Source organism: Kitasatospora sp. NBC_01287 (assembly GCF_026340565.1).
In the GTDB taxonomy this organism is placed as follows: Bacteria; Actinomycetota; Actinomycetes; order Streptomycetales; family Streptomycetaceae; genus Kitasatospora.
Window position 1 is genome coordinate 55,370 of the sequence record NZ_JAPEPB010000003.1, and the last position, 16,825, is coordinate 72,194.

General features: G+C 69.3%; 40 protein-coding genes. 30 read left to right on the forward strand and 10 right to left on the reverse strand.

Going from position 1 to position 16,825, the window contains the following annotated elements:
• Positions 1–17 precede the first annotated feature (17 nt).
• From OG455_RS41490 to OG455_RS41505, 4 genes are read left to right on the forward strand one after another with little or no spacing between them, the layout of a single operon-like run.
• Entirely contained in the window at positions 18–656 is a 639-nt protein-coding gene (locus tag OG455_RS41490; RefSeq protein WP_266300581.1) for a hypothetical protein, read from the forward strand.
• A gap of 1 nt (position 657) precedes the next feature.
• Positions 658–1,038 (forward strand): hypothetical protein, encoded by a 381-nt coding sequence (locus tag OG455_RS41495; RefSeq protein ID WP_266300582.1) that lies wholly within the window; start codon positions 658–660, stop codon positions 1,036–1,038.
• On the forward strand, positions 1,035–1,853 hold the full coding sequence (locus tag OG455_RS41500) for a hypothetical protein (RefSeq protein WP_266300583.1): 819 nt from the start codon (positions 1,035–1,037) through the stop codon (positions 1,851–1,853). The genes OG455_RS41495 and OG455_RS41500 overlap by 4 nt, the downstream gene beginning before the upstream one ends.
• Positions 1,850–2,266 carry a hypothetical protein gene (locus tag OG455_RS41505; protein ID WP_266300584.1) on the forward strand — a complete coding sequence of 139 codons (417 nt, stop codon included), beginning with the start codon at positions 1,850–1,852 and terminating at the stop codon, positions 2,264–2,266. Before OG455_RS41500 ends, OG455_RS41505 begins: the two co-directional genes overlap by 4 nt.
• Positions 2,267–2,478: 212 nt before the next feature.
• Here OG455_RS41505 and OG455_RS41510 read toward each other — a convergent pair whose 3' ends face one another.
• Together OG455_RS41510 and OG455_RS41515 are read right to left on the reverse strand one after the other, a co-directional pair.
• A complete protein-coding gene (locus OG455_RS41510) occupies positions 2,479–2,709 on the reverse strand; it encodes a hypothetical protein (protein ID WP_266300585.1) in 231 nt (76 codons plus the stop codon).
• Between the two features lie 53 nt (positions 2,710–2,762).
• The gene (locus OG455_RS41515) at positions 2,763–3,077 is read right to left on the reverse strand and encodes a sigma-70 family RNA polymerase sigma factor (RefSeq protein ID WP_266300586.1); all 315 of its coding nucleotides are present in this window, start codon (positions 3,075–3,077) and stop codon (positions 2,763–2,765) included.
• A gap of 322 nt (positions 3,078–3,399) precedes the next feature.
• Between OG455_RS41515 and OG455_RS41520 the strand changes: the two genes are divergently transcribed.
• The 26 genes from OG455_RS41520 to OG455_RS41645 all read left to right on the forward strand — a co-directional run bounded on the left by OG455_RS41520 (position 3,400) and on the right by OG455_RS41645 (position 11,865).
• Entirely contained in the window at positions 3,400–3,696 is a 297-nt protein-coding gene (locus OG455_RS41520; RefSeq protein WP_266300587.1) for a hypothetical protein, read from the forward strand.
• A gap of 54 nt (positions 3,697–3,750) precedes the next feature.
• Positions 3,751–4,197: a hypothetical protein gene (locus OG455_RS41525; protein WP_266300588.1), complete on the forward strand. Its 447-nt coding sequence runs from the start codon at positions 3,751–3,753 to the stop codon at positions 4,195–4,197.
• Positions 4,198–4,210: 13 nt separating this feature from the next.
• Positions 4,211–4,603 carry a hypothetical protein gene (locus OG455_RS41530; protein WP_266300589.1) on the forward strand — a complete coding sequence of 131 codons (393 nt, stop codon included), beginning with the start codon at positions 4,211–4,213 and terminating at the stop codon, positions 4,601–4,603.
• 57 nt (positions 4,604–4,660) lie between these two features.
• A complete protein-coding gene (locus OG455_RS41535; RefSeq protein WP_266300590.1) occupies positions 4,661–5,278 on the forward strand; it encodes a vWA domain-containing protein in 618 nt (205 codons plus the stop codon).
• A 52-nt stretch (positions 5,279–5,330) separates the two neighbouring features.
• A complete protein-coding gene (locus OG455_RS41540; protein ID WP_266300591.1) occupies positions 5,331–5,582 on the forward strand; it encodes a hypothetical protein in 252 nt (83 codons plus the stop codon).
• A gap of 171 nt (positions 5,583–5,753) precedes the next feature.
• Positions 5,754–6,026, forward strand: a complete 273-nt coding sequence (locus OG455_RS41545; RefSeq protein WP_266300592.1) for a hypothetical protein — start codon at positions 5,754–5,756, stop codon at positions 6,024–6,026.
• An 11-nt stretch (positions 6,027–6,037) separates the two neighbouring features.
• Positions 6,038–6,412, forward strand: coding sequence for a hypothetical protein (locus OG455_RS41550; RefSeq protein WP_266300593.1), 375 nt, complete (start codon positions 6,038–6,040; stop codon positions 6,410–6,412).
• A complete protein-coding gene (locus OG455_RS41555) occupies positions 6,409–6,648 on the forward strand; it encodes a hypothetical protein (protein ID WP_266300594.1) in 240 nt (79 codons plus the stop codon). The genes OG455_RS41550 and OG455_RS41555 overlap by 4 nt, the downstream gene beginning before the upstream one ends.
• A 10-nt stretch (positions 6,649–6,658) precedes the next feature.
• Positions 6,659–6,910 (forward strand): hypothetical protein, encoded by a 252-nt coding sequence (locus OG455_RS41560; protein WP_266300595.1) that lies wholly within the window; start codon positions 6,659–6,661, stop codon positions 6,908–6,910.
• Positions 6,907–7,155 carry a hypothetical protein gene (locus OG455_RS41565; RefSeq protein ID WP_266300596.1) on the forward strand — a complete coding sequence of 83 codons (249 nt, stop codon included), beginning with the start codon at positions 6,907–6,909 and terminating at the stop codon, positions 7,153–7,155. The genes OG455_RS41560 and OG455_RS41565 overlap by 4 nt, the downstream gene beginning before the upstream one ends.
• A 10-nt stretch (positions 7,156–7,165) precedes the next feature.
• A complete protein-coding gene (locus tag OG455_RS41570) occupies positions 7,166–7,342 on the forward strand; it encodes a hypothetical protein (RefSeq protein WP_266300597.1) in 177 nt (58 codons plus the stop codon).
• A complete protein-coding gene (locus OG455_RS41575) occupies positions 7,342–7,563 on the forward strand; it encodes a hypothetical protein (RefSeq protein ID WP_266300598.1) in 222 nt (73 codons plus the stop codon). The genes OG455_RS41570 and OG455_RS41575 overlap by 1 nt, the downstream gene beginning before the upstream one ends.
• Positions 7,563–7,832: a hypothetical protein gene (locus OG455_RS41580; protein ID WP_266300599.1), complete on the forward strand. Its 270-nt coding sequence runs from the start codon at positions 7,563–7,565 to the stop codon at positions 7,830–7,832. The genes OG455_RS41575 and OG455_RS41580 overlap by 1 nt, the downstream gene beginning before the upstream one ends.
• Positions 7,829–8,014 carry a hypothetical protein gene (locus OG455_RS41585; RefSeq protein WP_266300600.1) on the forward strand — a complete coding sequence of 62 codons (186 nt, stop codon included), beginning with the start codon at positions 7,829–7,831 and terminating at the stop codon, positions 8,012–8,014. Before OG455_RS41580 ends, OG455_RS41585 begins: the two co-directional genes overlap by 4 nt.
• Positions 8,011–8,313 (forward strand): hypothetical protein, encoded by a 303-nt coding sequence (locus OG455_RS41590; protein WP_266300601.1) that lies wholly within the window; start codon positions 8,011–8,013, stop codon positions 8,311–8,313. Before OG455_RS41585 ends, OG455_RS41590 begins: the two co-directional genes overlap by 4 nt.
• Positions 8,310–8,432: a hypothetical protein gene (locus OG455_RS41595; RefSeq protein WP_266300602.1), complete on the forward strand. Its 123-nt coding sequence runs from the start codon at positions 8,310–8,312 to the stop codon at positions 8,430–8,432. Before OG455_RS41590 ends, OG455_RS41595 begins: the two co-directional genes overlap by 4 nt.
• Before the next feature lie 13 nt (positions 8,433–8,445).
• Entirely contained in the window at positions 8,446–8,673 is a 228-nt protein-coding gene (locus OG455_RS41600) for a hypothetical protein (RefSeq protein WP_266300603.1), read from the forward strand.
• On the forward strand, positions 8,670–8,927 hold the full coding sequence (locus OG455_RS41605) for a hypothetical protein (protein WP_266300604.1): 258 nt from the start codon (positions 8,670–8,672) through the stop codon (positions 8,925–8,927). The genes OG455_RS41600 and OG455_RS41605 overlap by 4 nt, the downstream gene beginning before the upstream one ends.
• A complete protein-coding gene (locus OG455_RS41610) occupies positions 8,924–9,202 on the forward strand; it encodes a hypothetical protein (RefSeq protein ID WP_266300605.1) in 279 nt (92 codons plus the stop codon). The genes OG455_RS41605 and OG455_RS41610 overlap by 4 nt, the downstream gene beginning before the upstream one ends.
• Positions 9,203–9,313: 111 nt before the next feature.
• Entirely contained in the window at positions 9,314–9,835 is a 522-nt protein-coding gene (locus tag OG455_RS41615) for an HD domain-containing protein (RefSeq protein ID WP_266300606.1), read from the forward strand.
• Positions 9,836–9,974: 139 nt separating this feature from the next.
• Positions 9,975–10,517, forward strand: coding sequence for a hypothetical protein (locus OG455_RS41620; RefSeq protein WP_266300607.1), 543 nt, complete (start codon positions 9,975–9,977; stop codon positions 10,515–10,517).
• Positions 10,514–10,753, forward strand: coding sequence for a hypothetical protein (locus OG455_RS41625; protein WP_266300608.1), 240 nt, complete (start codon positions 10,514–10,516; stop codon positions 10,751–10,753). The genes OG455_RS41620 and OG455_RS41625 overlap by 4 nt, the downstream gene beginning before the upstream one ends.
• The gene (locus OG455_RS41630; RefSeq protein WP_266300609.1) at positions 10,750–10,998 is read left to right on the forward strand and encodes a hypothetical protein; all 249 of its coding nucleotides are present in this window, start codon (positions 10,750–10,752) and stop codon (positions 10,996–10,998) included. Before OG455_RS41625 ends, OG455_RS41630 begins: the two co-directional genes overlap by 4 nt.
• Complete coding sequence (locus OG455_RS41635) at positions 10,995–11,375, forward strand: hypothetical protein (protein ID WP_266301822.1); 381 nt, start codon at positions 10,995–10,997, stop codon at positions 11,373–11,375. The genes OG455_RS41630 and OG455_RS41635 overlap by 4 nt, the downstream gene beginning before the upstream one ends.
• Entirely contained in the window at positions 11,372–11,575 is a 204-nt protein-coding gene (locus OG455_RS41640; RefSeq protein ID WP_266301821.1) for a hypothetical protein, read from the forward strand. The genes OG455_RS41635 and OG455_RS41640 overlap by 4 nt, the downstream gene beginning before the upstream one ends.
• A complete protein-coding gene (locus tag OG455_RS41645) occupies positions 11,572–11,865 on the forward strand; it encodes a hypothetical protein (protein ID WP_266301820.1) in 294 nt (97 codons plus the stop codon). The genes OG455_RS41640 and OG455_RS41645 overlap by 4 nt, the downstream gene beginning before the upstream one ends.
• Before the next feature lie 211 nt (positions 11,866–12,076).
• On the opposite strand, the gene OG455_RS41650 is transcribed toward OG455_RS41645, so the two are convergent.
• The 8 genes from OG455_RS41650 to OG455_RS41685 form a co-directional block, all read right to left on the reverse strand.
• On the reverse strand, positions 12,077–13,093 hold the full coding sequence (locus OG455_RS41650; protein ID WP_266301819.1) for a DUF6221 family protein: 1,017 nt from the start codon (positions 13,091–13,093) through the stop codon (positions 12,077–12,079).
• Positions 13,094–13,721: 628 nt separating this feature from the next.
• Positions 13,722–14,018 (reverse strand): hypothetical protein, encoded by a 297-nt coding sequence (locus OG455_RS41655; RefSeq protein WP_266301818.1) that lies wholly within the window; start codon positions 14,016–14,018, stop codon positions 13,722–13,724.
• Entirely contained in the window at positions 14,015–14,530 is a 516-nt protein-coding gene (locus OG455_RS41660) for a hypothetical protein (RefSeq protein WP_266301817.1), read from the reverse strand. The genes OG455_RS41655 and OG455_RS41660 overlap by 4 nt, the downstream gene beginning before the upstream one ends.
• Positions 14,527–14,808, reverse strand: coding sequence for a hypothetical protein (locus OG455_RS41665; RefSeq protein WP_266301816.1), 282 nt, complete (start codon positions 14,806–14,808; stop codon positions 14,527–14,529). The genes OG455_RS41660 and OG455_RS41665 overlap by 4 nt, the downstream gene beginning before the upstream one ends.
• The gene (locus tag OG455_RS41670; protein ID WP_266301815.1) at positions 14,805–14,954 is read right to left on the reverse strand and encodes a hypothetical protein; all 150 of its coding nucleotides are present in this window, start codon (positions 14,952–14,954) and stop codon (positions 14,805–14,807) included. The genes OG455_RS41665 and OG455_RS41670 overlap by 4 nt, the downstream gene beginning before the upstream one ends.
• Complete coding sequence (locus OG455_RS41675) at positions 14,951–15,172, reverse strand: hypothetical protein (protein WP_266301814.1); 222 nt, start codon at positions 15,170–15,172, stop codon at positions 14,951–14,953. The genes OG455_RS41670 and OG455_RS41675 overlap by 4 nt, the downstream gene beginning before the upstream one ends.
• Positions 15,169–15,558: a hypothetical protein gene (locus OG455_RS41680; RefSeq protein WP_266301813.1), complete on the reverse strand. Its 390-nt coding sequence runs from the start codon at positions 15,556–15,558 to the stop codon at positions 15,169–15,171. Before OG455_RS41680 ends, OG455_RS41675 begins: the two co-directional genes overlap by 4 nt.
• A complete protein-coding gene (locus tag OG455_RS41685; protein WP_266301812.1) occupies positions 15,555–16,349 on the reverse strand; it encodes a hypothetical protein in 795 nt (264 codons plus the stop codon). The genes OG455_RS41680 and OG455_RS41685 overlap by 4 nt, the downstream gene beginning before the upstream one ends.
• Positions 16,350–16,825 lie beyond the last annotated feature (476 nt).

A 16,825-nucleotide genomic window follows, 5' to 3' on the forward strand; every position in this document is an offset into this window, starting at 1 on the left:
CAAAGTGAGGCACCATCATGCTGGCCCCCACTGCCGCAGCGATCAGCGACGCGCTGCTCGCCGCTGCCCGCGCCCTCGTCCCCGATCTTCCCGAGCACGCTGTCGCTGTTCCCGCACCCGCCAGCTACGGCCGCGGCGCCACCCTGTTCGTCACCGTCGACCAGGTCGAGCACACCCGCCGCCAGCGCGCCGGGCTGCGCGCCATCACCCGGATCGAGCACCTCGGGCTGCTGCTCGGCCTGCCCGCCTGGGAGCCGGTCCCTGTCGGCTCGCTGGACCGGCGGGACCAGCAGTTGCTGCGCCACCTGCCCGCTGCCGCGGTCCACGTCGAGGCCGGGCACGTGACCCGCACTGCGGTCCGGCCGGTGACGGTGCATCTGGCGCTCCTCCCCGGCACCGCAACCCGCACGACGATCGAACGGGCGACCGCGTACGCCCCGTTCTGCGCCCGTGCGATCCTCGCGGCAGCACTCCCGCGCGACAAGGGCGTGCTGGCTGAGGCCGACTTCTGGGGTGTCGGCGTTGCGTACCGCAGCGAGACGCTCGTCCCGCCGACACCGTGGCGTCCCCAGCGGCACACCGCCGCGGGCTGGCTGTTCACCGAGAACGTGTACGAGCAGGTGCTCGCCCAGCGCGTCGCCACCCAGGAGGCCTGAGATGGGTGCCGCACTGCACCTCGCCCACGTCCGTGAGACGCCCGACCCGAAGCGGAAGCGCAAGGGTGGTGGTGGGGATGACGGTGACGGGCCGTTCCTGATCGTCCCCCGCGACGCGTGCGAGGCCTGCGCCAAGCACTGGCACCACAAGTGCTGGGGCGCCAACATCCTCGACGATAACCCGCCGAACTGCCCGTGCCCCTGCGGCGACCCGCACGACACGACCGGCCAACGCATGAGCGGCGCAGCATGGTCCGACCTCGCCCAGCACGACCCCGCCGAAGTCGGCTATGCAGCACGGCTGCTGCGCCTTCGCGAGGCCGGCGCCATGTTCACCTGCGGATGGAACCGCGACGAATCCGGACTGAGGAGCCAGCAGTGATCATCCGTATCGAAGCCGACGCCTGGCGCCCCGACCAGCGTGCCGACCACCGCAGTGGCAGCAGGCTCACCCCCGGCCAGATCGTCATCTGGGACCGCAAGCCCTACCGCGTCGTCGAGACCCGCGAACGTGACCCGTTCGACTGGGACGACACCGTCCGCGACACCTGGGTTGACCACGGCTGCCCCGAACCTGCCACCTGGCCGTACCGGCCGCTCGTCCTGGTTCTGCGCGACGTTGACCAGCCCGAGGCGAAGCCCCTGCACCTGTCCGGCTCCGCGTCGATCATGTGGCGGACCCTGCCCGAGCACTACTCGGTCTGCCGTCTGTGCGGTGAACTCCCGCCCTGCCAGCACGTGCACAACGAGAAGATCGCCGAACGCGCCGAGGAACACTTCGAGAAGCAGATGGCCATCATGCCCGGGTCCTGCCACGGCTGCCGCGAACCCATCACCAGCCGGCAGAAGTTCCACCGGTTCGACGGCCCGAACCTGATTCGGCCCGACCTCGGTGACGGCTCCGCCATGTTCCACCTGCGCGGGTCGTGCCGCCACGAACTGCAGGCGTACGACAAGCGGTGGGCGGCAGCCGTACCCGGCCGGCGTCGTGGCTTCTACTGCGAAGGCCACCTCAGCCACCACTTCGACGACAGCAAGACCTGCACCGACGTGGACTGTCCGAGCGTCGACGTGGAGCACCGCTACCAGGAGTGGCACTGGCCGCGCGGGCAAGGCAAGTGGACCGGCTGCTGGTGCGTGTCCGGCGACCTGACGGCCCAGTTGGAGCGGGACTTCGGCACGGGGGAGCAGCGATGATCGAGGCCCCGGCTGATGTCCTGCGCCGAGCAATCGCCGTTCTCCGGGCCGTGGATGACGTCTGCCAGCAGCGTGGCTGCGGCTGCCCCGAGGAGCTTCACGTCGCTGACGCCGACGGCGCGCCCTGGTGCAAGGACTGCTACGACCAGCACTCCTATGCGCCAGCAGTGGCTGAGGACGTGCCGAAGCGCCTTCGTGGGCCACTGACGGAACTCCTCGACTGGGCTACGCGCTCCTTCGACGCCAACCGGCAGGCCGCCGAACACGTATGGGCCGGGACCGACGACGCGGGACAGAAGGAGCGCGACGAGTTCATCGCGAAAGGGCCGTCCGGCGGCCCTGAGGCCGTGGTCGTTGCGCGGGCCATCCTCGACCTCGCTGCGGTGGATGGCGAGTTGCTCGCCTCGTCCTGATCGTCTCGGGGTGTGTCCGGCCGCGGCGAACCCCACCAGCCGCCCGGTGCGAAGTTGGAACGCCGTAGCGGCCCGTTCTCGCCTCGCAGGCTCCCGGGCTTCCTCCGGCCCGGGTTCGGCCGCCTGAGGGCCCGCCACGGGCCGGGGCGGGGCTGCTGGGCCGGACAGCAGGAAGCCCCCTCGACGTGAGGGGGCCTTGGGAACGCCACGGGCTACTCGGCAACCACGGTCCCGCCGACCGCCCTGCCGTCACGCACCAGCAGAGTCAACGGCCGCACCGGATAGTCCTCCTCGACGGCGCCCGAGCCAGCACCGACAGTCTCAGCCGAATGCGCCCACGGCCAGCCCTTCTCGACATCCTCCGGGTAGGCGCGTACCCACAGGTGGCCGTCGGCGGCGAGGACGAGGTCGCCAGGCTGCCAGGGGAGGGTGGGCTGAGTCATTGCTGCTCCTTCGGTCGGATGGGGTAAGCCTGGCATGGCGGACCGACAACGGGTCAGGGGCCGTCGGGCTCGGCGGGGCCGGGGGCCTTGGTGCGGCGGCCTGATCCGCCGGGGTTGGTGCTTCGGGAGGCGCCGCGGGCGATCCCTGAGGCGCGTTCGGGCTTCACGCCGAGGTGGGGCGCGATGTCGGTGTAGGACATGCCGGCCTCGTGGAGCGCCAAGACGTCCTGCTGGCGGAGCTGCCTCAGCCACTTCTGCAGGTCGGGCACGGCGTTCAGCGCGTCGGTGAGCAGCTTGGCGCGTTCGAGGGTGCCGGGGTCTTTGGTCAGGTCGGCGAGTGCTTCGAAGGGTGGCGGCGGCGTGTCCATGTGGAGAGTGTAGCGGGTACCCGCTTGACATTAATAGCGGGTACCCGCTAATCTTTGAGTGTCGGAACACCGCCCAGCGGCAGACCGGCAACAACTCCACAGAGAGCGATCAGTGAGCAGGGAGCTGCCCGCGCTACCACCGTGAGCCGAGAGGCAAAGCGACGCGCAGGGAAGCCGTGACCGCCGCACAGCGGGGGACAGCGGATAACTGGCAGCCAACGCTTACGCACAACGTGACCGAGTAGGCCGGGCTGAGACCTGGACGGACGACCTGGACCTGATCGCCCTCTGCGGACCGCGCACCGCCAACGAGGAGGCCGGCATGAGCAACTGGGGCAGCATCACCAGGGAACGGACCAGCACCGTCGGCTTCTACAACGTTTCTCGCTGGGTGCCCGCCCGTGACCTCAAGTCCAGCGACCGGTTCATCACCGGCGGACCCACCCCCGACCTGCACGCCTGTCCCGGCTCGGCGTCGTACGGCGTGCACCGCTTCGGCCACTGGGTCGGGCAGGGCGACGGCACTGCGGCGCTCATCGACGCCCGAGGCCACCACTGCGGGATCTACGGGCCGGACGAGTTGATCCCGCTCACCGACGACTGCCCCAACGCGCGCTGACCATCCCGCCCGGCTGCCCCGGCGGCTGGGCCCCTCTCACCGTAAGGAGTCTCGATGTCCGACCTCGGCACCACTCCGCTCCGGCAATCCCTGCACGACGCCATCAACCGCTACGAAGCGCAGATCGCCGGCATCTCCGACTGCTTCGACTCCTTCACCGCCGATGCGATCCGCCACGAAGCCGAGGTCATCGCCGATAGCTCGAACAGCCAGTTGGCCGCTGCGGCGTACATGGCCATCCGCGGACACTTCGACATGCTCTCCACCTGGTACGGCGCCATCGATCAGCTCGACAGTGAGATCCGCGGCGACGTCGTCGAGGGCGGCATCGCGGCCGAGGCGCAGCAGCACCTCAAGCAGGAGGCGCGTGCCCTGTTTGGTGCTCAGCAGATCCTCCTGCGGGCCATCGCTGAGTACTACCACGGCGCCGCCGGTCCGCTCCTCGATCCCGCCTACGGGTACGCCTACGAGTTGTCGAACAGCGCCCTCAGCCCGTTCTGACCAGGAGACCCTCATGTCCCTCGCCATCGGACAGCGTGTCCGCACCCTGATCGACCTCGACTCCGCCGACTGGGCGCCCGAGCAGCCCGACATCCCCGCCGACCGGCTGCCCACCAGCTTCGTCGAACTCGCCTACCTGATGGTCGAACTCGACCAGCAGGCCGTACCGGGCCAGCCCGACCCGTCCATCGGCCTGTGGAAGCGCCTGCAGGCCCAGGAGGGCTACGACATCGCGGCGCCACTGTGGCGCGACGCCTGCAACTACTGCGACCACCTCATGAGCAGCGAGGACGATGACCGCGAGCCGTGCGGCGAGGGCATGTGTCACTGCTACTGCCCCAGCCGCGAGCACGCGTGCGGGTGTGACTGTCCGCGCGATGAGGACGGCCAGCTCGTCAACCTCTGACCGTCGCCCAACCTGGTGGCCTCTACCTGGTGGCCACCCCCACCCGAGGAGCACTACATGACCAACCCCGACCGCCGTCACATCGCCATCGTCCTCGACCGCTCCGGCAGCATGCAGACCGTCAAGACCGACACCGAAGGCGGCCTGCGCGCCTTCCTCGCCGCCCAGGCCGACGCCCCCGGCGACACCACCGTGTCCCTGTACCAGTTCGACACCTCATACGACACCGTGTACGAAAACGCCCCGCTCGCCGACGTCCCCCACTTCACCCTCGTCCCGCGCGGCGGTACCGCCCTCCTCGACGCGGTCGGGCGGACCATCACCACCGTCGGCGCGCAACTCGCCGCCCTCCCGGCGGGAGACCGGCCCGGCGAGGTCATCGTCGTCATCCTCACCGACGGCGAAGAAAACTCCTCCCGCGAGTTCAACCTGCACCACGTCAAGCGGCTCATCACCGAGCAGCAGGGCACCTACGGTTGGCAGTTCGTGTTCCTCGGCGCCGACCAGGACGCGTTCGCCGCCGCTGGCGGCATGGGCATCCGGGCGGACACGACGCTCTCCTACTCCGGCGAGCACACCCACCGGTCCATGACGAATGCGGGCCGGATGGTCGCCCGCGGCACGCAGACGGGCCTGTACGGGTTCACGCAGGACGAGCGCGACGAGACCAGCTGACCACCCGCCCGGCCCCATCGGCGGCCGGGCCCGATCACACCAAGGAGTCACCATGCCGGACCAATTCACCCGCGATTTCGCGGTTCGCCAGATCACCACCGACCATGCCCTCCTCGTCCGCGACGCCGAGATCCTCGCCAAGGACACCCGAAACCTCGCCGACGCGCTCGCCCGCAGCAGCGAGGACACTCGCAGCGGTGAGGCCAGCGCGATCGCCCAGGCCGCCCTTCAGCTCGCCGTACGGGCCGCTCGACTGCAGGGCCTCCGAGACGGCGCCGCCTACCTCGCTGACGCCCAGCCCTGAGTCTGACCGCCCCGGGCTGTCGCAGAACCTCGCCGACGCCATGAGGCAGCACGGCGCCGAGCAGTTGCAGTTCTGCGGCGCCCGGTCCGTGTACGGCACCTGCCACGGCCTGGTCCACGCCGGGCCGTGCACGCGCAGCAACGACCACGTCAACGACTGAGGAGCAGCACGATGCCCACCACCACCACCACCATGTCCCCGAACCACCCCGACGACCTGCCGATCTGGGCACGCCTCGCCCTCGCCAAGAACATGGGCAGCATCCGCGACGAGTACGACCGGCCCTACCCCCTCGACGAGTTCCGGCTCATCGCGGACCGCACCGAGGACGGCCACGGCGAGCCACTCAAGGCCCGCTACGGAGACCGGGCCAGCGATCAGCTCCGCAACCGTGAGTACATCGACCCCGACGGCCACGCCTTCTACAACGGCGACTTCTGCTGAGGAGCAGCACGATGACCGACACCGCCCCGCTCACCGACGAGCAGCTCGCCGACATCAGCGCCCGCGAGGCCGCCGCCAGGCCGGGCCCGTGGTACCGAGAGGACGACAAGCAGGACCTCAACCGCTGGGTCACCAATGAGGCCGGCACTGTCGAGATCAACCTCGGTTACCTCGGCAACAACAACCAGGCCGACGCCGAATTCGTCGCCCACGCCCGCGAGGACATGCCCGCTCTCCTTGCCGAGGTCCGCCGACTGCGCGCCGTGGAGGCCGCCGCCCGGGCGTTCGCGGACGAGATGGGCGACTACTGCTCCCCGCACGGCATCGCCGCCGACTACGCCCAGCGGCTCCGCGACAGGCTCCAGCAGGCCGAAGGAGCAGCATGAGCAGCGACTGGGCCGGCACGACCGAGGACATGTTCGACCTCCACCGCTTCACCCACGACAAGACCGCGCTGTGCAACCCGACGATCCGGACGTACAGCAGCCGCACGCCCCACGACCAGTTCCGGGAGCCGTACATGACGCTGCGGTCCCGCGCGCAGATCGAGGCCACCGGCTTCGGCCACAGGTACACCTTCTGCCTGGCCTGCGACGCCAGCGACCAGCCCAACCAGCACTGAGGAGCCACCCGTGAGCCCCGACGACATTCCGGCCAGCGTCACCAAGCTGTGTGCGTCCGCACCATGGATCATCCCGAAGAGCCCCGGCCAGGCCGCATACCTCCTGGCGCACTTCTGGCCCGCGATCGAGCAGCGCATCCGCGAACAGGTCGCCCGCGAGATCGAGCAACTCATCCTCCCCGCCACCAACGACGCCGCACAGATCCGCAACGGCGGCATCGAACACGCCGCCCACACCGCCCGAAACGGAGCCGCCAAGTGACCAGCCAGATCCCCGCCAGCATCCGCGAGACCACTCGGAACGCCGCCGTCGCCAAGCTACAGTCCCTCTACTCCGGCCAGCTGCCGAACTCCGCCGCCATCGAGATCGCCGACGCGGCCTTCGATGCCGCTTGGCCCGCGATCCGCGAGCACTTCGCGCAGCTGCTCCTCGATGCCAACCCCGACCGGGACGCCGACTTCAGTGCGGGCGTCGACTGGGCCGCCGACACCATCCGCAACAGCTGAGGAGCCACCCGTGATCCACTTCAAGCACTGCTACGCCTACGAGGGCAGCTACTGCGGCTGCGGCGCCGAGCAGACCGGCGGCTACACCGGCGACAACCCCGGCCCCGACCTGCTGCTGCCCGCCGCGCCGTTCAGCCTCGCCACCCGCGCCAACGCCAACGGGCCCTGGGTCGAGAAGGAGTCCTGATGGCCCGCAAGTCCAAGCCCTGGGCCGTCATCTGCAGGACCCCCGACGGCCCGTTCCGCACCGAGCACACAAGCGAGAACAAGGCCTACGAGAAGGCCCGTGAAGTCCGCGACGCCGTGAAGGCCGGCAGCAGCCGCGTCACCTGGATCCGCGTCGAGCAGTGGGAACCCGACGCCAGCCGCTGGACGCTGTTCGACCTCATCGACCCCAAGGAGTGGTGATGACCACCGACCCGACCGTTCTCGCCGTTCAAGAAGCCCGACGCACCATCTACGAGGCCCTGAACACCCTGCCAGCGTGGGACGCCGCCCGGGTTCGCGCCCAACTCGCCGAGCTGGAGCGGGCCGTTGAGGCCCACGTCCGTGAGCAGGTCGCCCGCGGGTACGAGGCCGGGATTGTCACATGGGAGGGCATGGGCGATCGCGCCCGCGACAGAAACGACATGCTTCGCATGGCTGCGCGCATCGCCCGCAACGGAGTAGCCCAGTGACGGTCCGCCAGGTCACCGTCCACGTCGTCACCTGCGACGGCTGCGGCCGTGAACTCGGCCAGGGCTACGGCCACCGCGAAACCTACGACACCCAGCACGAAGCCGACACCGCCGCGCGAGACGCCGGCTGGACCCCGCACCCCGACGGAACCCACTACTGCCAGACAGGAGAACACCGGTGACCCTCACCCCGCGACAGATCAACCAGCGCCTCGCCCTCCACGATCAACTCCTCAACATCCTCACCGAGGCGCAGCAAGAACGCCCCGAACGCCAGGAAGTCTTCAACGGCGAACTTGACTGGGTCACATTCGAACGGACCGTCATGCTCAACGCGGTCAACGCCGCGCGGGCCGCCCAGCTTCTGCCGCCTATCCCCATCAGTGCCGTCGAGGCTGTCGAGCAGCAGGCCATCGGCCACTCCGACTACAGCACCAAGTTCGCCCTGTACTGCGTCGAACTCGCCCTGGAGCAGGCGTGATCGACCAGAAGCCCGACGCTTACGACGAGGACGAGGACGACCCGTTCGACCACGATGGCTGCTACCAGCCGCACGTCCGTAGCGGCGACTACTACGACTGCGACGGCCGACCCCTCTGACAAGGAGCAGCACATGCCCGCGAAGCCCGGCCGGATCTACCAGCAGTGCGACCCGCGCGTCATCTACCCGACGCGGATCCGCATCGACACGATCCACGACGACCACGCCGCGATCACCTACCTCGACACCAGAAGGCCAGGCATCATCTACGGCCGGATCCGCACGGACCAGCTCCACGACTCCCCGACCACCAAGACCGGCAAGCCCCGCCGCACCGGATACGCACTGGAGACGAAGTGAAGATCACCGTAACGATCACCGTCGAGGTCGAACGAGCCGACGGCACCTACACCAAGACCACCGAACGCCGTGAAACCACCACCGGCGACAACCCCCGCTTCGAGGTCGACGAGTGCGCCAAGGCGATCGACGCGACCGCCACGGTCATCAACCGCCGGATCGACGACAAGGCCGTTGAGGCCCGATTCAAGGGCGACGCCTGCCCGACGTGTACCGGGACCGGCGGCGACCACCAGATCGGCTGCCAGTCGTGACTGCGCTCGTCGTGGCTGTGGCCGCCGTGGCCGGCTACCTGGCCGGCCGGCTCCGCCCGTGGGGCTGGCTCGGCGACTGGGCGAAGGGACAGATGCGGAGCAGTGGGAGCTGGTACTGCGGCAGTAAGCTCCGCCAGACGGTGTTGCTTCTCGCCCTGGCTGTCACTGCTCCCCGCGAAACCCTGCGCGCCCTGCGCCACCGCAAGGACGACCCCGAGCCGCCCGTCGTCTACAGCCCGAACTGGGTGGCCAGGAGCGACACGCCCGGCGCCTGACGCGGGCCCAACTTCCCTGCTCAGGGCACGGATTGGGCCCGCAAGGCAGATGCGATCAAGTGGCACAAATGAGATAATCGACGCATACCACCCAGCCCGAGAGGCACCCTCATGCCGACCCGAATCACCCTCGCCGACGTCCACGCCCTCGCCACCGAAGCTCACGCCGGACAGTTCGACAAGATCGGTGCCCCGTACATCCGGCACGTCGAAGCTGTCGCCGCCGGCCTCGCACCGTTCGGCGTCGGCATGCAGATGGCCGGGCTCCTCCACGACACCCTCGAAGACACCGACCTGACCGCCGAACAGCTGCTCGCCGCCGGGGTGCCGGGTACAGTCGTCGATCTGGTGCAACGGGTGACGAACAACCCGGACGTCACCTACCAGGCGAAGATCGAGGCGATCGTCACGAACTACGGCGCCACCCTCATCAAGATCGCTGATAACGCGCACAACAGCCACCCCGACCGGACCGCCCAGCTCCCTGCTGAGAAGCGCGAGCGCCTCGCCCGAAAGTACGCAGACGCCCGCAGTGTGCTCTGGGCAGCCGTCCCCGTCGAAGACGTCAAGGCGATCGTCAGCATCGTCAACCCGGCGCTTCTCGGCGAGCTGGGGGCTCAGCTGTGGCGGTGAAGCACCACCCTTGGCTGTACCGGACCGGCCGTCACGGCTGCTGGGCGTCGTGCACATGCGGCGACTGGCAGTCCCGCACCTACACCACCGTCACCGGCGCGCACCTCGCGTACGGCAAGCACCTACTGGAGGCCCGGCGATGACTCGCCCGCTGCTCCTGATCGATGTTGACGGACCGCTCAATCCGTTCGCCGCGAAGGCCACCCGACGCCCCGACGGATACTCCACCTACCGCATGCTGCCCGCCTCCTGGATCGCCCGGCAAGCCAACCCCCGCCGCGCCAAGCCCCTGCGCGTCTGGCTCAACCACGATCACGGCGCCATGCTGCAGGCCCTGCCGTACGACCTCGTGTGGTGCACCACGTGGCAGGCCGAAGCGAACTACTGGATCGGCCCGCACCTCGGCCTCCCCGAGCTGCCGCACGTGCCGTTCGAGCACCTCTGGGCCAGCCGGCCGGACGGCATGTACTTCAAGACGTGGGAGGTCGTCCGCTGGGCGCAGGGCCGGCCGTTCGCGTGGGTCGACGACGAGATCGGCGCTGCGGACCGGGAGTTCGTGACCGATGTCCACGAAGGCCCGGCGCTCCTTCATCACGTCGATCCGCGCCTCGGCATGCTGCCTGCCGACTTCGAGGCGCTCGCCGACTGGGCCAACTCGCTGGAGACGGAGACCGCAGCATGATCACCACCTGCCCCATCGCCGACTGCAACGAAGACGACCTGTACGGCCGGACGGACCTGTACGAGCACCTGCGGGAAGACCACAGCCGTGACGAGTTGCTGAACACGCTCATCGATCTGGCCGATGATCTCGCCTCCGCCCGCGCCAACACCGAGTGCCAGATCTGCGGCAACTACGGGGCCACACCCGGCGACCACCCACTCTGCGACACCTGCGAGAAGGAGGTCCGGGGATGACCGCCAGGAAGTTCGGCTTCACCGTGGAGTACGTTGACGAGCCCTGGGATGAGGACAACAAGCCCGGCTGGCGCGTCTTCCTGCCCCACCAGTGTGACCAGTGGCGCATCGACGACGAGAACGCGTATGAGGACCCCACCGTCCAGACCACGGCCCTCGCCCGCCTGGACGCGTTCATCGCCGAAGCCCAACAAGCCCGCGCAGCGTTGGCCCGCGGCGAGCAGTACCCGACGGAGGAGCAGTGACCGACCGCAGTTTCTGGCGTCGACTCGGCGCGGCCGTACTCCACACCGGCCCCAGCTACCAGCCCGAGCCCCTGCCCCGCCGCGGTGACCAGTTCGAGCAGTGGCTCAAGGCGCACCGGGACCGCCGGCAAGAACGCGACGGCGTCTGGTGGTACCTCGATGAGATGCTCGACGACTACCGGCTCCACGCCGACACCGGAACCCCACTCGACCAGCACTGCTGCGAGAACGGCAACGTCGACGACTGCGCCGGCTGCCACGACCAGGAGCAGCCCTGCCAGCACGTCTCCCCCGCCTACAACTTCCCCGGCGAGCCGCCGCATGGTGGCCCGTGCATCAAGTGCAGCATCCCGTTCGACCCGGAGATGATGAAGTGACCGACGTCGAAGTCCTACAGGCCGCGATCCGGGAGCTTGCCGAGCGCCCGTCCGGGCTCCCCGCGTCCTATAACCCGCTGATCGCCGCGCTCCTCCGCAGGCTGACCAGCAAGACCAACCTTGACGGGATGCTGCCCGGCGTGGCCGGCAGCAACGAGGCTCTCGCCCTCGCCAGGGCCATCACCGGAGACCAGACATGACCGACGACCTGCGGGCCCGTATCGAGTGCGCGCTCGGCCTGCACCCTGCCATCCGCGACGGGCAGACAGTGCCGCTCGCCGACACGGTCATGGAGATCGTGCAGCCGATCGCTGACGAATGCGACCAACTGGCCGCCCGGGTCGCAGAACTGGAACAGCAGGCCGCCAGCACGTACGCCGCACAGGTCAACGCTCCGCTGCGCCCCGACACCATCAACGCCCTCAACGAGCGCCTTACGGCTGGCGACTGCACGGTCCGCAAGGTCCAGGCGCCCGAGGACAGCCCCTAACCATCGCCCGGCCCGTCGACCCGCTCACCCGGCCCGAGCCCCATGAACCAGGCGAACGCCTCCGGCGCGGCCTCGATCATCGCCGCATGCTCCGCCGGGTCCTCACGTGGCCGGTCAAAGCAGAACCAGGAGCACCGGCCCCACGGATTCCAGGCACACGGCCGCCCGCAATGCCCGCAAACCATCCCAGCCACCTCGCCCACGGGACCCATCATCGGCGAGTGCGCGGGCACCTGCAGCCCGGCCGGACATGCACCCAGCCCCAGGACGCCGCGTAACAGGCGGCGGGAATCTCCGGCGGCCGCCGGGCGAGACGAAACGCCGAGTCGGGCAACGCCGTGAACGGCGTCCAGCCCTCGAACTGCTCGGCCTGCCAGCCAGCGAGCCCCGCGAGCGACCCGAGGCCAAGCTCGGCCGCCTCCTCCTCCATCTCCCGCAGCGACCGAGCCGCGCCCGCACGCGCCGCCGCATACCGGGCAGGCTCGTTGCCATCCTCAGCCTGCTCCTGTTCCAGTCGGCGGATCGCCTCATCCAGGCCAGCCCGGAACTCCCGAGCCGCCTCCAGCACATCGCCCAGGGAGCCGATCCCGATCTCCCACGCGTCACACGAATGCGGCAGCGACAGCGCCCACTCGTCCTCGGCGGCGTGAGTACTGCCGGGCCAGCTGTCGTCGTCCCCACAGACGATGGCCTCGGCTTCGTCGCTGTACTGGCCGGGCCGCTTGAGGTAGAAGGTCGTCACGATGCTTCCTCCTCCCAGCCCCAGGCCTGGGCGAGCAGCAGCACCGTCCGGCACGGGCCAGTGCTGCAGCACGGCGTCGTACGGATTGCCCGTCGCGCACGAGCCGCACGCCAACACGTACTCGTCGTCCTCGCGAGAGCTGCAGCGGCAACCCGCCAGCTCGCACGGTTCATACAGTCGACTGTCCCAGTCGTCCCGCGTCGGCTGGTGCTCGGCGAGGATCTGCCGCTCGGCGGCGACACGGCGCAGCACCGCGGCCGGGTCGTTCGCCACGATGAACTCCGCGTCGGCCAAATCAACGACCCCGCCGCCCTCGTGGCCACCGCCCACGACGTCAGCCTCAAAGTGGTGGCCGATCGACGCGGCGAAGCTACTCGTCCAGTCGTGCGAATGCACCGTCCACGGCCCACGCGTCGCCGCCCGCGCCAACTCCTCGGCCCGGACGTGCGCCTGCCGCAGGAACTCGACCGCCGAACCCTCAGCCACCGCTCCGAACCCCCTCCAGCACAGCCCGAGCCGCCTGCTCCCAAGCGTCCCGCGCGGCAGCGGAGAGATCCCCCCACGGTCTCGGCGGCCACACGGACAGGGACTCGTGCGCAGTCATCGTGTCGATGTAGACGCGGTATGCCAGCTGACCATCGGTCTCAGTCATGACCATCTCCCTGCTCGATCCTTCGGATGCGCCTCGACCAGATGCTCGCGCGCCTGCTGCATCGCCCTCTCCCGCGACCCAACCTGCGCCACCAGCGGCCACCCAGGGCAGCACGGACACAGAACCTCCCAGCAGCCCCGCAGGAGCCGGTGCACCCGGACCCGCCGCGACAGCCGCAACGGAGACTGAAGCGCCGCATCCACCAACTCATCACCCAGGACAGCTCGTAGCACCGCAGCGTCAGTGATCACCATGTCCCACACCACCCTGTAGTCCTCGGGTCGCCGCCCGTTCGGCAGCACGGGCCACTCCACACCGCTCACCGCCGCCTCCGCTTCACCCGGGCCCGCTGACGACGCCTGTACTCCGACGAAAACGCCGACCGCTGCACCAAACCGATGTCCTTCGCCGCCACGTTGAACGCCCGCAAGATCTGCCGCACCATCGGATCCGGGCGGCCGCTCACCGCCCCTCCTCCCCGTACAGGGCGTCCAGCAGCTTCCGAGTCGGGATGGTGCCGGCCTCAGGTGCGCTGCGGATGACACGGCGCAGACGGGCCAGAGTGGCCTCGGTCTCCCGCATGCGGGCCAGCTCGGGCGAGAACGCCTTGCGTACGGCGCCGGCCAGGACGCGGCGGGCGTGCTCGTGTGAGATCTGAAGCACGGACTGCTCGGACCAGTCCATGTCGGTGAGGGCGGCTTCGATGCGGTCGCGGGCGGCGCGGTTGCTGCTGGGCAGCATGTCGGGGAAGTCACTCACCGCTGCTCACCTCGCCCGAGCAGCTGCCAGAGGTCGCCTGGCGTGACGTAGCCGGGCCAGCGCCCGTCCTGGAACAGGTGCACACCCGCGTCCTGGTAGCACTGGTCGACCAACTGCGAACAGATCATCCGGCGCGAGTCCGAGATGTGCCGACGTAGACCCGGAACCGGCAGGTGGAACCGGTGCGCGGCGATTGCGAAGTACTCCGCCGCGGAGTAGCCGACCCCGACGTACCGCAGGGCCGCGGCGCAGATCGCCGCCCGCTGCCCGTCCGTCAGCCCGGCCGGCGCCACATACTCGACGTGTCGGCCCGCGTACTCGTCCAGGCCGGCGATCCTGGCGCCGCCCGGCTCGGCCTCCAGCAGCTGGCCGTCGGGGAGCACCAGGAAGGCGTGCTCAAACTCGGTGAAGCCGCCGCCGTTCAGCCACTGGCCAACCCGGATCCCCAGACCGACCGCGCCAGCGATCGACGTCAGACCTATCGACCCCGGAAGGGGCGAGGACTCGATCACTGCTGCCTCCCCTCGTGCAGCGCCCTCAGCCGGGCAGCCACCATCTGAACGGGGCCAAGCTGGCGTCTGGCCTGCTGAGCGAGCCGCCGGGCATCACCAAGTAGCGGTTCCTCGTGGCATTCGCACGAGCACGGGGCCTGGCAGAACTTGCACTGCGCCGGCTTCTTGGCCCCTGCCGCGCCCATGTCCGACTGGCAGTAGTCGTGCCCGGTACGCCCGTCCGGCAGCAGCATGTCGCCGTGCAGGCAGCCGGTGCTCAGATAGTCGTGGGCCGTCACGGCGCCTCCTCCTGCTCGCCTGGAATCGTCTTCCACCAGCGTTCCGGCCCGTCCAAATGCCAGTCGTCGCCCGGGTGCGGCTCCCGGATGCACTGCAGCCGCAACTCCTCGTCACCGCCGCGGGCCTGGCAACAGCCGCCGCTCACAGGCCACCGTCCTTCGACCAGGTCTCCGGGACCGTCAGCCAGCCGTGCTGGGCCTCGACCGTCGCCTGCTGCGCCTGCAAGTAGGCGAGCGCAACTGCCTCCTGGGATCTCGCGGTCTCCCGCCTGGCCGCGGCCCACGCCTTCACCATCGACGACACCGCGCCGGTGACGCACAAGATCCCGACCAGCCACGCCGCCGTCAGCTCGCCGCCCGTCACTGCGCGACCTCCTTCGGAACCGGCGGCCGCTTCGGATTCCCCAAGCCGAGGGTCCGCTCCGGGCCGCACGCGTCCAGCAGAGCCTGCGTCGGGGCGTCATCCGGGTACGCGGCACCCTGTGGACGCATCCCGCGGATCCGAGCGGCGTACAGCTCAGGCAAGTACTCTGGCGAGTTGATTTCCTGAAGATCCGTGAGCGCCTGTTCCAGCACCGGCAGCCGCTCCGGCGTGATCTCCTCGGCGTCGGCTGAGCCCCACGCGAAGACGTCGCTGACGTTCGCATGGAACGTAATGCTCTCGTCGCGGACGTGCCAGAGAAGTTCGGTGTGGCATTCCGCTCGGGCGAAGACGTCCAGCACCTGGTGGACGAAGGCAGGGTCGGTCATGCTGCTGCTCCCATCTGGTTGGCCTCCGCCGCAAGACGAAGGAAAATCTCCCTGGTCCACTCGGCGCCACAGCCGGGACAGACCGTGCGGAGCGTCTGCGCCCCGACCCGGATCTCCGCCGAGCACGTCGCCCCGTCGTCCCACTCGGCGCCACACATGACCGGGATCGTGCGCGGCCGCCGCTCACCGGTGACGGTCTGGGCAAGTTCGCCGACGGTGCGCCGCAACGCCTCGTCCAGCAGCTGCACATCGGGAAGCAGCTCGGATCCGTCAGGGAGCAGCCCCGGGTTCTTGTGCGCCCCGCACGCCCACGGCAAGTTGTCACGCAGGAACCTGAGGACCAGCGGCATCGTCTGCTCGACACTGCCGCGCCACACCTGCACAGTGAAGCCGCGGGCCCGACGCCAGTCCTCCTCCACCGCGAGAAGCCGGCCGAGCGGGGTGTCATCACCACCCGCGGTCAGATTGATGACCGTGGCGTTGCCGGGCATGCCGGGGTGAACGCTCATGGAACGCCCAGGGGAGCGCTTGCCAACCGGGCGGTGAGCACTGCCAGGGAGCTTCGCCCACAGCTCGCCGACCTCGTTGAGGCGGTCGTACAGGCGCTCCTCACACCGCCAACAGGCCAGCCGGCCGTAGTCGGCGCCGTGCAGCTCGTAGCCGCAGCAGCAACATTGGGGTATCGGAAGGGGATCGTCGGCGGTGTCGAACATGCTCGTCTCCGTGCTGAGGAGTACCGTCAGGTTCGAGCCGGAGAGCAGCGTGGTGGTCGCTCGGGCGGTGCGGGTCAAGCGGGGCGTCCTGGGCAGGGGCGTCCCGCTCTCGTTCTGTCAGGACGCCAGGAACTCGCGGGCCACAGTCCAGAACGCGACCGGGACGCGCGCGGCTTGGTCGGGTGTCAGGCCGAGGATCTCGGCGAGCTCATCGTCAGAGAGCGGCATTGGGGTCTCCGTGCGGTGCGAGGGGTACGCTAGGAGCATCCACACCAGCGGTACCTCGTGAAGCGCCAGCCCGGCCAGGGGTTGGCGCTTTCCCATTCACGCACAGTGTGCACCATCGGCGCGTGAAGTGGACGTTAGAGCTCCACGGGCCGAATTCCAGCCTCTACCTGGTACGGCGGCAGATGCACATCCACGAACACGCGGCGAGGCGGCTCCTGAGCACACGGACACCCGCACTGCTCCTCCCACGGCCACACCACACCCGCCGGCAACTCGCCGTCATCCCACCACGGATGAGCGCGCGGCCGCAGCATATGCTCGTCTAT